This is a genomic window from Limosilactobacillus agrestimuris, from assembly GCF_943193105.1.
In the GTDB taxonomy this organism is placed as follows: domain Bacteria; phylum Bacillota; class Bacilli; order Lactobacillales; family Lactobacillaceae; genus Limosilactobacillus; species Limosilactobacillus agrestimuris.
Genome location: NZ_CALPCW010000001.1, coordinates 56,139 through 70,014, shown reverse-complemented (window position 1 = coordinate 70,014; position 13,876 = coordinate 56,139). Strand labels below are relative to the sequence as shown.

Below are 13,876 nucleotides of genomic sequence, written 5' to 3'. Positions count from 1 at the left end.
TTAAAAGGTCCAGGGATCATTAGAGTTAACCCCTGAACCATTTATCCTTTTAGTTACTTTTGCTTCATCGCTTGAAGTTTAGCTTGGTGCCGCGCTTCATGCTTTTCATCACGTTCAATAAAGAAGTACGAAACAGCAGCTAAAACTGCCACAACAACACCAACCGTAATCGTCTTAATTGTAAAGTTAGTTACCATGTAGCAAGAAATTAGTAAGGCAAGTGCAGGAATTATGTACTTACCTGGCAACTTAAAGCCATGATTTGGAAATTCATTGGTGTGTTTAAACTTAATTACTGCCAAAATCGACGGTACATATTGAATAAACGAAGCAAGAACAATACAAGATACCAAGAAGAGGTAAGATTGAGTTACCAAAAGAAGTGAAATAACTGCAGTAAAGATAATCGCTACCCATGGAGCATCATGTGAGTTCTTCTTTCCGATCCACTTTGGTAACATTGCGTGTTCACTCGCTAACGATGCAATCAAGGATGGGGTATTAAATGAAGCGGTAAATGCCACTCCAAAAATACTAATAAGCATTCCGACAATAACCAAAATGTAACCCCACTTACCAACACCAGTATTAAAAGCATTCGCAATTGGCGTACTATATTTCACCATGCTAGTTCCTAAAATTCCAATTGCAACAAGCATCATTAATGAGTACAAAATTGTTACACTGATCATAACAGCAATTAAGACCCGTGGAATATTTTTTCAGGATCATTCATCTGCTTAGCAGCAATCGGAATGAACGAGAATCCAGTAAACATATAAAATACAACACTAAAGGCAGAGCCAAAATGCTTAGCTAATGGCATTGCACCAGTCATTGCTGCATGCGGGATAACTAGCAAAATGGATACAAAAGGCCCCGACAACAATGAAAACAATGATTGTAATCATCTTTGCTGCCGATGAAAGATTATCGACAAACTTAACAATCGTTCGCCCATAGAAGTTAATAATCGAGAAGAATAAGATCAAACCAAAGACTGAACCATAATATACCCAATGATTACTAAAAATCGGAAAGAAACTCTTCAGCGTCGTTAATAGTGCAACTACTTCCACTGATAGTGGACAACAACCTAAAAACCACGTGAAGATTCCTAATTCATAACCTCAGAAGCGACCAAATGCATTATACGAATATAACCATGCTGCGCCTGAACCAGTAAACCGGCTAGACAGATCAGCAACCATACTAACTGTAATTGCAGCACATAGCAATACTATTACACTAGCGAGATTCATATCCCGATAAATTACTTGTGGTAGCAAAAGCTCCGGAACCAATAACACCATTAATGCCTAAAAAGTAAATTGAAATAAAAGATAACTTTTTGGGACTTGATACTTTCCTACTAATGATTTTCGCCCTCAATCTTTTATAACAAAAATTATACCTACATTTAAATCGTAATCCTTTTGTAACCGTTTTACAAATCTTCATTTAAAAAAGAATGACTAGAGGATATATCATCTCTCTAGTCATTCTTTTACTTATTAAGTGTTTAATTAGTAATCAACAGTGATTACTTAAGACCCTTCCAAGTCCAGTTAGTAACTTCTGGTAAGTCCTTACCTTCTGAACGGATGTAGTGGTTGTGCTTGTTAATCATGTTGTCCATCTTGGCAACAAAAGCAGCAGCCTTTTGTTCGTAACCAGGTACGTTTTGGATAGCATCCTTAGCAAGGTGGAAACGGTCAAGTTCATTCAATACACGCATGTCGAATGGAGTGGTGATGTCACCATTTTCTTCGTATGAGTGAATGTGAACGTTCCGGTTAGCACGATCGAAGAACAATGCTTGGATCATGTCACGGAAACCGTGCCATGCAAAAATAACTGGCTTGTCAGTAGTGAAGTATTGGTTAAATTCTGCGTCAGACAAACCTTCTGGGTTCTTGTCAGTGTTCATTAACTTCATAATTTCAATGATGTTAATGTAACGAATCTTCAATTCAGGGAAGTTGTCATGAAGAATGTCAATAGCTGCAAGAGCTTCTTCAGTTGGTTCAGTACCTGCTGATGCAAAGACAACATCTGGTTCGCTACCTTGATCAGTAGAAGCCCAGTTGATGTAGCCAAGACCATTGTCAACTAATTCAGTAGCTTCATCAATGGAGAACCATTGTGCACGTGGATGCTTTGAAGTAACTAAAACGTTGATGCATTCTTGGTTACGGAATGCCTTGTTTGATACAGCCATCAATGAGTTAGTATCTGCAGGCAAGTATTCCTTAACAAGATCTGGACGTTCCTTTTCGAACATGTGAGTTAACAGACCTGGATCTTGGTGAGTGTAACCGTTGTGGTCTTGTTGGAATACAGTTGAAGTATCAACAAAAGTCAATGCTGGGTATTGGTGACGCCAGTAAAGATCCTTAGCCTTACGTAACCACTTCATGTGTTGAGTAAGCATTGAATCAACAACACGACCGAATGCTTCGTAAGTTGCGAAGAATCCGTGACGGCCAGTCAAAGTATAACCTTCAAGGAATCCTTCAGCTTGGTGTTCTGAAAGTTGTGAATCAATCATCCGACCTTCATGAGCAACGTTTTCGTCGTTTGGTTCGTGAATTTCTTCCATCCATTGACGCTTTTGGTTGTCAAGGAATGCGTAAAGACGGTTTGACTTAGATTCGTCAGGACCGAATCCACGGAAGTTGTTAGGGTTCAATTCAGCCATCTTGTCAAGGTACTTACCCCATTCAAGCATGTCTTGTTTTACAACTGAACCTGGTGTTTGAACATCAACAGCGAAGTCACGGTAGTTTGGCAATACAAGTGGTTTAGGATCGATACCACCGTTAGTGATAGGGTTCATAGCCATCCGACGGTTACCTTCTGGTGTGTTCTCTTCAACAAGAGCAACTGGGTGACCGTTTTCGTCAAACAATTCTTCTGGCTTGTATGACTTCATCCAGTCAATAAGCATGTCCTTGTGTTCCATGTCATCTTGTGATACCGGAATAGGAATTTGGTGAGCACGGAATGAGTTTTCAATTGGATTACCATCAAGGTCAGTCTTAGGGCCAGTCCAACCCTTAGGAGCACGGAAGATGATCATTGGCCATTGTGGTAATGATTCATCGTTGTTTTCACGAGCGTTCTTTTGGATAGCCTTGATGTCTTCAATAGCCTTATCCATAGTCTTAGCCATTTGTTCGTGAACATCCATGTGTTCCTTGTAACCGTTGAATTCACCATCACGGTCAGCATCCTTGTAAGCTGATACGAAGTAAGGCTTCCAGCCCATACCTTCGAAGTACTTAGTAAGTTCTTCGTCGCTCATCCGTGAAAGAATAGTTGGGTTAGAAATCTTAAATCCGTTAACTTGGATGATTGGTAATACCGCACCATCCTTGATTGGGTTGATGAACTTGTCTGAGAACCATGATGCCATCAATGGACCAGTTTCAGCTTCACCATCACCAATTTCAACAGCGGCGATAACGTCTGGGTTATCTAAGATAGCACCAACACCGTGTGAAAGTGAGTAACCAAGTTCCCCACCTTCGTGGATTGAACCTGGAGTTTCAGGTGCGGCGTGTGATGCAGTACCGCCTGGGAATGAGAAGTGCTTGAATAACTTAGCCATTCCCTTAGTGTCTTGAGTAAATTCAGGATAAATTTCAGTGTATGAACCATCCAAGTATGAGTTATTAACCATAACTTGGCCACCGTGACCTGAACCTTCAATGTAGAACATGTCAAGGTCGTACTTCTTAATTACACGGTTCAAGTGTGCGTAAATGAAGTTTTGAGGAACAATAGTACCCCAGTGACCAATTGGCTTAGGCTTAACATCTTCAGCCTTCAAAGGTTGGCGTAATAATGGGTCGCCCATTAAGAACAAAGTACCAACTGAAAGGTAGTTGGCTGCACGCCAGTAAGCATCAACACTTTCCAAGTACTTCTTGGAATCGTAATCTACTGCCATTCTAATAAACACTCCTTCTGAATAAATAAATACGTTCTTGCGGTTAAACAATACGTAAATCATTCAAATTTACAATAACAATAATAACGGATTTAAACAAAAAGTCAACCTTTTTCAAAATTGATCCGATCCAATTTTAAAATTGAACTTTGACAATTCAAATTAGCACGACTTTTAGCTATCCGCCATTACACGTAACAGCAACTATTGTATACTATTCATCAGAAAAATTATATTAAATTTAGTTTACAGAGGAGACCTAACATGAAGCATTTGTATCCAGCTGATGTTGGAGATTATGCAAAAACATTTGCAGTATTAGCAGTAATGTTGCAATCAGTATTAACGGTTGTAATGCGTGAAGTCACGAAAAGTTCTCAAGAATTCTTATTTGGCGGAATATATGAATTAGTTAAATATGCCGCACCAATGTTCATTTTCGGAATTATGTATTCCACAATTCGGACAAACCCTGGAGCGACAATGATGAACTATCCTCTATACATGCGAAATCGCTGGCACATGCTATTTATTCCGTCAATCTGGTGGACCTTCGCCTACTTACTTCTTACTCCCCAATTACAACAGGGACGTCCTTACACTAATTTAGGAACTTTTTGCTGGCAATTCATTAACGGAAATGCCGCCCAACACCTTTGGTATAACGTCATGATGCTCCAATTCATCATTATTACCCCACTATTCTGGTGGATCGCTAGGTGGTTTAACAATAATAGCAAACGTGGCTGGCTTACTCTTGCTTTAGCAATTATTTTTCAATTCTGCTGGCACTTGATGTATGAATTTCAAGTATTTCACGGTCCCCACGATCATGACTGGTACCTTCTTGACCGTGTCTTTCCTAGTTTCTTCGCTTTTGCAATTTTTGGTACCCTTCTTTGGTGTTTCCACAGGCAACTGTTTCCTCTTCTCTCCAAATTTTGGTGGTTAATCTTAATTTGTTGGGGACTGCTCTATATATTCGTCACTCGTAATTTCTTTGCATTCGGTCTCCCCGTAAGTTTTACTAATGCTCCCTATTATCTTCCATCAATGCTTTTCTATAATCTTACTGCCATTCTTGCTGTTGCTGCATTCCACCTCCATCACATTCACAGTCGTAGCTATTGGCTAGCTCGTTGTCATCATATTGCAGACTATGCTCACCGTGCATATCTTTCACACGTCTTTTGGCTTTACTGGATTTGGCAGTTAGGTAAGGGCATCTGGTTAGTCTTTAATCCCCTTCTACTATTAGTCGTTATTTACCTGCTTACCGTAACCTGTTCTTTTGCCTCAGCCTATGGTTTCCATAAGCTCTGGTTTAAGCTTAAAAATTAAAAAGATTGGGTCTGGAAATTCCCAGACCTAATCTTTTTTATCTTCTAGACAGCTAATTTTCCTGATCCAAACTTACAAATGTATCGTACTTCATGTACCGATAGTGAACCCGCATGTTAGATACTTCAAACGGTGTCCCGTCATCCAAGAAGAAGACTCCTTCCATAATAGCAACTGGTTCAGTTGGCTTTAGTCTAAGAAGCCGTTGGTCATCTGCCTTTGATGGAGCCACACTAATTGACATAAAGGACTTGGTAACTCGCTTACCCTTAGCTGTTTCCAAGTAGTTAAAAATCGAGCTCTTAACAATGTCGGGTGAAAGCGTTGGGATAATTTTAATTGGAATATATCCTGTTTCAATAATAAACGGCTGATCGTCAATTAAACGAAGTCGTTTGATCTTATAAACAAAATCATTATCATCAAGGAAGAGATCCTGTTGTAGATCTTTACTTGCTGGAATAACTTGGTAGTCCATCAACTTAATGCTTTGCTTTTTATCCCCAAATTTAAAGCTATCAGTAACCCCCAAGTTACTTCCTTCATAGCGAAATAACGAACGGTTTTTTAGGTATAATGGATTAATGAATGTTCCTGAACCACGTTTCTTAAAGATGATTCCCTGCTGGGCCAAAACCCCAAGTGCGCGTTTGATTGAACTACGGCTCACTTTATAGCTTGCACTAAGGCTTCGTTCATCGGGTAATTTCATCCCCGGATATTGGTTTGCTAGGATTTTTTGTTTTATATCACTCATCACGGAGCGGTATACTAAATCTGCCATGTCATTTACTCCTCGGATTATTTGATAGACGATTAATGCTGTTTCTAGTATAGCAGACCTATTTAAAATTGGGATCTATTTCACTAAAAATTGGTTCGTTCCACAAAAATGGAGGCTAATATTTACCATGAGTAAAAAGAAAAAAAGTAAAATGAAAAAAACCCAAGTTGAACAAATTCTGGATAAAAATAAAATTGCCTATGAACAAGCAGAATTTCCCACTCACCAAGATGGTGACGTCCGTTCTATGACGGTGGATCATACTGGAGTTGATGAACACCACATCTATAAAACACTTGTCCTTTCTGGTAATGTTACTGGGCCACTGGTTGGTGTTATCCCAATTGATCAACACCTTGATGAAAAAAAGCTCGCTAAGGTTTCTGGGAACAAGAAAATAAATATGGTTCCGCTAAAGAAACTTTTAAAAACAACGGGGTATGTTCATGGAGCTAACACACCAGTCGGAATTTACGAAAAGTTTCAATATCCAATCTTTATCGATAACGAAGCGAAAGAACAAGGTGAAATTTACGTTTCTTCCGGAAAGATTGGTCGGTCAGTTAAGTTAAACGCTGAGGACCTAGCTAATTTAGTTCATGCTGAATTCGCCGATCTTGAACAACATTCCTAATACTAGTAATTTTTTGAATAAAATAGATAAATTGCTAAGCAGTATTAAGAAGTTTAAAATGATAATGACCAAATTTTTATGTTTTATCTAGAAAGGTCTTGAAATAAATGAAGAAAAACTTATCTGCTTGTACCACAGTCTTGGTTGGTAAGGAGGCCACAATTGATGGCTCCACAATGGCAGCACGAAATGATGATACGTTTGGTCCATTAACGCCACAACGTTTTGTTACCTATACTGCTTACCATAATCACCCAAACCAGGTAAAGGCATACTTAAACAAGTGTGTTGTTGACCGTCCAGCCGACGGTTACCGGTACCAAGGGACACCAAATGTTAACTACAAGACTGAAGGTGTCTTTGACGAAAGTGGCTTTAACGAAAAGAATGTCGGCATGAGTGCTACTGAAAGTGTTTACGCTAACGAACGTGTTCTTGCCTGTGATCCACTAAATACTGAAACCGGGATCAATGAAGACCTAATTGTTGCCGCAACACTTCCATTCATCGATAGTGCTAAAGATGGTGTTAAATACCTCGGTCAATTGATTGCTAAGTATGGTTCTGCTGAAGGTAACGGGGTTATCTTTAGTGATAAGAATGACGTTTGGTACATGGAAATTGTTACTGGCCATCACTGGGTAGCTGAACGAATTCCAGATGATGCCTATGCGGTAACTGGTAACCGGGTAGCAATTCAACAAGTAGACTTTAATGATCCAGATAACTTTATGTGGTCAGAAGGTATTCAAGAATTTGTTGAAAAGAATCACCTTAATCCAGATAAGTACGGCTGGGATTTCCGTCATATTTTTGGAACTGCTGACGTCTTTGATCAACATTACAACACGCCACGGCAATGGTATGGTCACAAGGTTCTTAACCCTAGTGTGGAACAAGATCCCCTTGATTTTGACCTTCCATTTATTATGCGGACTAATCACCGGATTACTCTTGCTGATGTCCAAAAGATTTTAAGTAGTCATTATCAAGGCACTCCTTATGATCCACTAGGTCATGGTACAGAAGAACAAAAACACCTCTTCCGGCCAATCTCACTCAACCGGACACAAAACTCACATGTTCTTCAAGTACGAAATGATTTACCAGAAGCCGCATCAACCATTATGTGGATGAGTTTCGGTATTCCTACCTTTACCCCTTATATTCCATTCTTTGGAAACGCGGATGACATTGATGTAAGTTACCGTGAAACTCCAAAGAAGCTTAACATGGATTTGAAGAGTGCTTATTGGATGTACCGGGCTCTTTCCATGATCGTCGAATCTCACCATGCTGAATTTGCTCAAGACGATCTCAACTACTTAAAAGATTCACGTGAATACCTCTACCGGTGGGTTAACGAAGTCGCCCCAAAGGTTAAGGGAATGAGTGATAAGGATGCTTGCACTTATCTCAGCGATGAAACACATAAGATGGTCGCAGAAATGACCAAGCGGACTAAAGAATTAATGAGTTCTTTGATCATGCATGGCCTTGAGCTTTCTAAACTGACATTCATTATGGATAAAAATCTGTAATTAATTTTATCAAAGTCAAATCCCCACTAGGTTCATTGTTTTCCTAGTGGGGATTTATGTTGTTTCATATGAAACAGAACTTGCTTAGTAGAGTTTCACCATTTCATTTAAATTCAATCTGTTAGAATAAAGGTAACTTTTGAGGAGGCAAATAAAATGATTTCACCATTACTCGGTTTAAAAGGGAGCAGTAATCGTCAGCAAATTGACGATCGGCTCCAATACCATCCAGATGTTTATGAATTTTACACGGACGCTAACAACTTCACTCCTGAAGGCTACCAGCACCTTGACGAAGCTGTTCAGTATGTTCAATCAAAGGGAGTTTCAAAAATTGTTATCCACCATCCCATGGTCTTTCAAAAATGGCATTCTGAAGTTGTCGCTCCTGAAAAATGCTTTCCAGAGCTTTACCGGTTTATCGAAACCTCAACTGAACAACTAATTAGCTTAGCCCAGGAGCGCAATATCCAGGTATTAGTCCATGGTGGTTATGCGGGGAAAGAAGTTCAAAAAATGGTTAATCTCTACCCAAACGTTGAAGCGGCCCGCCAAGCAGTTTACGATCGTCTCGATCGATTTGCCCGTGCTGGTGGTAACCATATTATGTTTGAGAACTCAATTGCACCGGTATTTGCTTATGGTCATCCAGAGCAAGAGAATGAAATTCTAAGTCATAATTACCGGTTAGCGTTTGATACTTCGCACTGCTTTATCGAAATGCATGGTGATAATCAAGCACTCCAAGCATCCCTTAAGCATCTACGAGAACATGTCGTTCACTACCATCTCGTGGATTCGTTAGGGCAAACTCATGATAGTCTTCAATTAGGAAAAGGGAAAATTGACTGGGCTCCTGTTTTAAAGTTATTAAACCCAAATGCCACCAGCATTTATGAAATTAACCTTCGTGATCAATCAAATTGTCACGAACAAATCGAAAGCCACCACTACCTTGTTGATCTCGCTAACAAACTAGCCCAAGGAGCATAACGTGAAAGTCAAAATTCAAAAAAATCATTTATCACTAGTGATTGTCCTGTTTGTCCTCTACCTTGCCATTCGGTACTGGCCGACAGTAGCTAAATTGATTCATTCAATTACTAGAGCATCAATGCCACTCTTAATTGGATGTATAGTTGCTTATATTGTGAACCTCCTTCTTAACCAATATGAACATCTTTATTCAAAAATATTTAAGACTAAGAAGGCGCAAAAATACTGTCGCTTATTTGGAATAATCTTTGCTTACATAACAATTATCTTAATTCTTATTATTGTTTCCTCTCTAGTAATCCCAGAATTAGTTTCTTGTATTAAACTCCTAGTTACTAATCACGGCCAGGTAATTAACCGGTTCATTAAAGCAATTGAACATAATAAGGATCTTAGCACTTTATGGAATAGCTTTGATTTAGAAAAAATTAAATGGAATCAAGTTGGTAAGTACCTCACCGTTGGCTTTGGCGGAACTTTCAAAGCAGTTGTTTCAACTGCCTCTTCAGTCGTTTCGGCATTCACAACAGCATTAATCGCCTTATTCTTTTCTATTTATCTTTTGATCTATAAGGAAATGCTAGTTCGTCAAATTAAACACCTTATTAACGCTTACCTGCCTAAGTTGAGCAGTCATATTTTTTACGTGATTAAGGTGATTAACGATAGTTACAGCAACTACATTATCGGTCAATGCAAGGATGCTGCCATTCTAGGGATCTGTTGTTTTATCGGCATGAGTATTCTCCGGATGCCCTACGCATCAATGATTGGTGTTGTAACCGCAATTGGTGCCCTTATTCCAATCGTTGGTGCAATTCTTGGTGCAAGTATCGGTGTAATTATTATTTTTGCAATTTCACCAATTCAGGCTGGCTTTTTCTTGATCTTTATCGTTGTCCTTCAACAATTCGATAATCGAGTTACTTACCCATTAGTTGTTGGTAAATCAATTGGCCTACCTAGTGTCTGGGTATTTACTGCTGTTATTATCGGTGGTGGAATCTACGGTATCTTAGGAATGATGTTCACTGTTCCCCTTTTTGCCGCAATCTATAAAATTATTGGACGAGATACTCGAAATCGACTAGCAGCAGAGTAAAAAATTGTTTATTTAAACAAAAATGACTCAGATATTCGGAATTCCGAAATCTGAGCCATTTTTGCTTTATTCTTTGTTTTCGTGATTATCTTTTTCAACTTGGCTTTCTTTTGCCATCATCTTTAACAGGTACCGTGCCTTTAAGCCAGCCAAAACTGCATCAATACCAAAGTTCATTAATTGTTCATTTGCTGGATCAAAGTTAGGATTAGTTGGAATTGTTTCGTTTCTCAACCGTGCGTTGAGGATTTCAACAAAACGGTCATAAGCTTGTTTCGGGTAATCCTTCGAGGTAATTTGAAGAATTCCCCGACGGATATCATCAATTGCAAAAGTATTTTTAAAGAAGCCAATCAATAATAAATCAACAATTTGGTTAACAGCATACTTTTTCTTAATCGGTGCCTGGATAGTCTTTTTCTTCACGTAATTATTAATCATCGATTTTGTAAGGGGTTCCATTCCCGAACTTGTCAAATTTTCATTAATCACTGCAGCAACTTGATCAACGTATAATCCAAGACTAGGTAGTTCTTCCCATTTTGGAAAATGCATCCGGGAAATACTATTCTCCCAACGTTTAAATTCTGTTAAGTTTGTCATTATTGACCTCCTTTACTATTAACAATCCCAATTGATTGATTAAGGTAGCGATTAGTTTTTAGAACCGTTTGTAATAGCAAAACCAGTTGATCGATTCCGACCTTACCACCATCCATTGCTTGCCCTTCAGCAGTGATTTTCGTTTCCGTATTAGCAACAGTAAGTGGTGGTACACGGACAATTGTATACGGTATTTCAAATTCATCAATCATTTTAACTGCATATTGATGCATCATTATCATCGTTCGGGCACTTTTACCATACCATTTCCCAACTTGTTCTAGCGAAGCATCATCTGCAGTTCCCGGAATACTTAACATTACAATCTTAGTCGGTAAGAAGACACTCTGGTCTATCAAATCGGCTAATTCTTGAACTTCATCATCCACATAATCATTTGGCTTCGGTAACCAGCACAAAATGTCTCCTGATTGAAGTTGGACCTTGAAGTTAGTTGATACAACTGCATCTGGCATTTTTTTGATAAGTTTAGACACAAGCTCATCATCCCGATTATCAATCAATACTACTCGACCCACAAGCATTCCTCCTTGAGTCACCAAGTCATTAATTCATCTTCTACTGTTGCATCTTCAATTCGGACATCGGTGATCGTGCTTTGTTCTAACAAGGGGAGAAGAACCTGAATATTACCAGTAAAAAGAAAACGGGTTTCTTTAGGCGCTTCTTCTAGCATATGAGCACCTAACTTCACTGCATTTTCAACTGGAAAGCCAGTTCCAATAACCGTTACTACACAATCGACACTATCAACCATCTCAACATTCCGAGCAGAGGTAAGGTGACTTCCTTCAAAGTAGTAGATCGTCTTTGAAAATCGCATTAAGGTTGAAACATTTTGACTTGTGAAAACAACTAACGAATCAGTCTTTTTAGTGTAGTCCGCAATCAATTCCCCCATTGTTAACCGACTATTCTCATCAAGGCCATCAAAAGCACTATCAAGAAGGACGATTGGACGACATAGTGAAAGTAAAAGAACGATTCGCAGTTTTTGCTGTTCATCAGGAGTTAATTCCGCAACCCGCTTCCCGGGGACTATTCCTAATGACTCTAGCATTTGGTTAGTTTGCTCAACTGTTAAAACATTTTTATGGTGTTTAAGGAAATTTTTAACAGCCTTCAAAACTGTTTTCCCTTTTAATTCAACATCATCAAAATGGGCAACCATTGGATTACCATGACGACGATTGATCTTTCCTAATGGCTCACCATTAACGGTTACTGTACCTTCCTCAATATTTCCTTGAGCATCTAAGAGCTGCTTTAACGCTGCTGGCGCACCATTATCATTGCTACAAAAAGCAACCACTTGTGGTGAAGTTAACTCCAATGAAACATTTTCTAAGCGATCACCAGACTTAGCGTCAAAAGTCAGTTGATCTAAGATAATACTACTCAAATTTAGTCCTCCCCAAATAAGAAATATTATTAAGTTAATTTTATCATGTAATTACCTAAATGGACTGGATCATTACTCTCTTAAAATAATTTTCACAGTTTTGATTAATGTACTTTATCTAAAGATAACTATTTATTTTCCTCACAAATAGCTACTTTTGTGCCAAATAAATACAAAAATTAGCAACACCGTGTGATAAAATAATTTATACTACTATTTATCGCCCTATTCAACTAAAATAGACTAAGGATAAATTACGTTATAGTTAGTTACACATAGAAAGAGGAGCTAAAATGACAGCAATGAACATTATTTATATTTCAATCGAGGGGAATACGCGTTCATTTCTTAAACGTATGTCGACATACGCTACACAACAACATAGTTTCAATCCCAAGAGTCCACTTTTAAACCTTAAGGAAATCACCGAGCAAACTGAACCAACTAACGAACAGGAACCATTTTTTGTTTTTGTTCCAACCTACTTGGACGGTGGAGATGGTATTACCTCTGGCTTTACAGAAATTATGACTAATTCTCTGGGTGAATACATCGCTTATGGTGATAATCCTAAAAAGTGTCTTGGAGTAGTCGGTAGTGGTAACCGAAACTTCAATGAGCAATACTGCTTAACCGCACGTAAGTATGCTAAGCAATTTAACGCACCATTCCTCGCTGATTATGAACTCCGGGGAACTTCCCAAGACATTGAAGTAATTTACGATCGGCTTACCAAACGGTGGAATGACCAATAAAAATCTATAAAGTAAAAGGAGACCAGAAATTTCCGGTCTCCTTTTACTTTAGTCTTCTATTAACTTACCACTACAAATCAGCCAAGTGATTCCATACTTATCAACTACCTGTCCAAGTTGATTATTCGCTGTCTGATTCCCAAACGGAATTGTAACCCGTTGATCATCAGAACTAGCAAGTTTATTAAATAACCGTTTTGCTGCTGCCTCATCATCACCAAAATCTATCACTAGTGAAATCATTGCTGAGGGTTGGGGATTAGTCATCGTGGCATCTGCACAAATTATTTTTTGACCAGCTACTGTAAATTCGGCACGAAACGTTGTTGAACTTAAAGAATTTGTACTCAAGCCTAAACTTTCTGCCTGTTCTTCACTTAATGGCTGATGGTAAACAATCTCTGCATCAAAGTTTTGAACATAGTAGTCCATTGCTTCCTTTGCATTCTCAAATGTTAAATACGGGTATATCTGTGCAGTCATGTTTTTCCTCCGTTAAAATCTTCCTTTTTGATTATATGGTTCATTTTGAGTCTCGTCAAACAGGTGTCTCAAAATAAGGCATTAAATTTCCATCTACTATATAGAACGAAATTTTTCCAGGTTTTCACTTAAAATATTGGCCAATCTTGCATAAAAAATCAAAAAACTTTTGTTCTAGACCAATCATTATTTTAGGTTTATCGTCCTCTTTATACAGACGATAAATCGGCTGATCCATTGTATTTGTAAGTATTTCACA

The 13,876-nt window shown here is 38.5% G+C and carries 12 protein-coding genes and 1 pseudogene; 6 read left to right on the top strand and 7 right to left on the bottom strand.

Annotated elements, in window-relative coordinates:
* Positions 1-53: 53 nt before the first annotated feature.
* Positions 54-1,377 (bottom strand): annotated as a pseudogene (locus NFR46_RS00340) (APC family permease).
* Between the two features lie 166 nt (positions 1,378-1,543).
* Entirely contained in the window at positions 1,544-3,955 is a 2,412-nt protein-coding gene (locus NFR46_RS00335) for a phosphoketolase family protein (RefSeq protein ID WP_251573848.1), read from the bottom strand.
* A 264-nt stretch (positions 3,956-4,219) separates the two neighbouring features.
* Between NFR46_RS00335 and NFR46_RS00330 the strand changes: the two genes are divergently transcribed.
* Positions 4,220-5,296, top strand: a complete 1,077-nt coding sequence (locus NFR46_RS00330) for an acyltransferase family protein (protein ID WP_251573847.1) — start codon at positions 4,220-4,222, stop codon at positions 5,294-5,296.
* Between the two features lie 52 nt (positions 5,297-5,348).
* Here NFR46_RS00330 and NFR46_RS00325 read toward each other — a convergent pair whose 3' ends face one another.
* A complete protein-coding gene (locus NFR46_RS00325; RefSeq protein WP_251573845.1) occupies positions 5,349-6,080 on the bottom strand; it encodes a GntR family transcriptional regulator in 732 nt (243 codons plus the stop codon).
* A 127-nt stretch (positions 6,081-6,207) separates the two neighbouring features.
* Between NFR46_RS00325 and ybaK the strand changes: the two genes are divergently transcribed.
* From ybaK to NFR46_RS00305, 4 genes are all read left to right on the top strand, one after another.
* Positions 6,208-6,714 (top strand): Cys-tRNA(Pro) deacylase, encoded by a 507-nt coding sequence (gene ybaK / locus NFR46_RS00320; protein WP_251573843.1) that lies wholly within the window; start codon positions 6,208-6,210, stop codon positions 6,712-6,714.
* Positions 6,715-6,821: 107 nt separating this feature from the next.
* Positions 6,822-8,255, top strand: coding sequence for a C69 family dipeptidase (locus tag NFR46_RS00315; protein ID WP_251573841.1), 1,434 nt, complete (start codon positions 6,822-6,824; stop codon positions 8,253-8,255).
* 156 nt (positions 8,256-8,411) lie between these two features.
* Positions 8,412-9,248: a sugar phosphate isomerase/epimerase family protein gene (locus NFR46_RS00310; protein WP_251573840.1), complete on the top strand. Its 837-nt coding sequence runs from the start codon at positions 8,412-8,414 to the stop codon at positions 9,246-9,248.
* 1 nt (position 9,249) lies between these two features.
* A complete protein-coding gene (locus NFR46_RS00305; RefSeq protein WP_251573839.1) occupies positions 9,250-10,353 on the top strand; it encodes an AI-2E family transporter in 1,104 nt (367 codons plus the stop codon).
* A gap of 66 nt (positions 10,354-10,419) precedes the next feature.
* Here NFR46_RS00305 and NFR46_RS00300 read toward each other — a convergent pair whose 3' ends face one another.
* From NFR46_RS00300 to NFR46_RS00290, 3 genes are read right to left on the bottom strand one after another with little or no spacing between them, the layout of a single operon-like run.
* The gene (locus NFR46_RS00300) at positions 10,420-10,956 is read right to left on the bottom strand and encodes a DUF1836 domain-containing protein (RefSeq protein ID WP_251573838.1); all 537 of its coding nucleotides are present in this window, start codon (positions 10,954-10,956) and stop codon (positions 10,420-10,422) included.
* Complete coding sequence (locus NFR46_RS00295; RefSeq protein ID WP_251573837.1) at positions 10,956-11,495, bottom strand: saccharopine dehydrogenase related protein; 540 nt, start codon at positions 11,493-11,495, stop codon at positions 10,956-10,958. Before NFR46_RS00295 ends, NFR46_RS00300 begins: the two co-directional genes overlap by 1 nt.
* Before the next feature lie 17 nt (positions 11,496-11,512).
* Positions 11,513-12,379 (bottom strand): ATP-binding cassette domain-containing protein, encoded by an 867-nt coding sequence (locus tag NFR46_RS00290; RefSeq protein ID WP_251573836.1) that lies wholly within the window; start codon positions 12,377-12,379, stop codon positions 11,513-11,515.
* Positions 12,380-12,672: 293 nt separating this feature from the next.
* Here NFR46_RS00290 and nrdI point away from each other — a divergent pair, with 293 nt between their 5' ends.
* Positions 12,673-13,134, top strand: coding sequence for a class Ib ribonucleoside-diphosphate reductase assembly flavoprotein NrdI (nrdI, locus tag NFR46_RS00285; RefSeq protein WP_251573835.1), 462 nt, complete (start codon positions 12,673-12,675; stop codon positions 13,132-13,134).
* A gap of 48 nt (positions 13,135-13,182) precedes the next feature.
* On the opposite strand, the gene NFR46_RS00280 is transcribed toward nrdI, so the two are convergent.
* Positions 13,183-13,617 carry a VOC family protein gene (locus NFR46_RS00280; RefSeq protein WP_251573834.1) on the bottom strand — a complete coding sequence of 145 codons (435 nt, stop codon included), beginning with the start codon at positions 13,615-13,617 and terminating at the stop codon, positions 13,183-13,185.
* Positions 13,618-13,876: the final 259 nt, after the last annotated feature.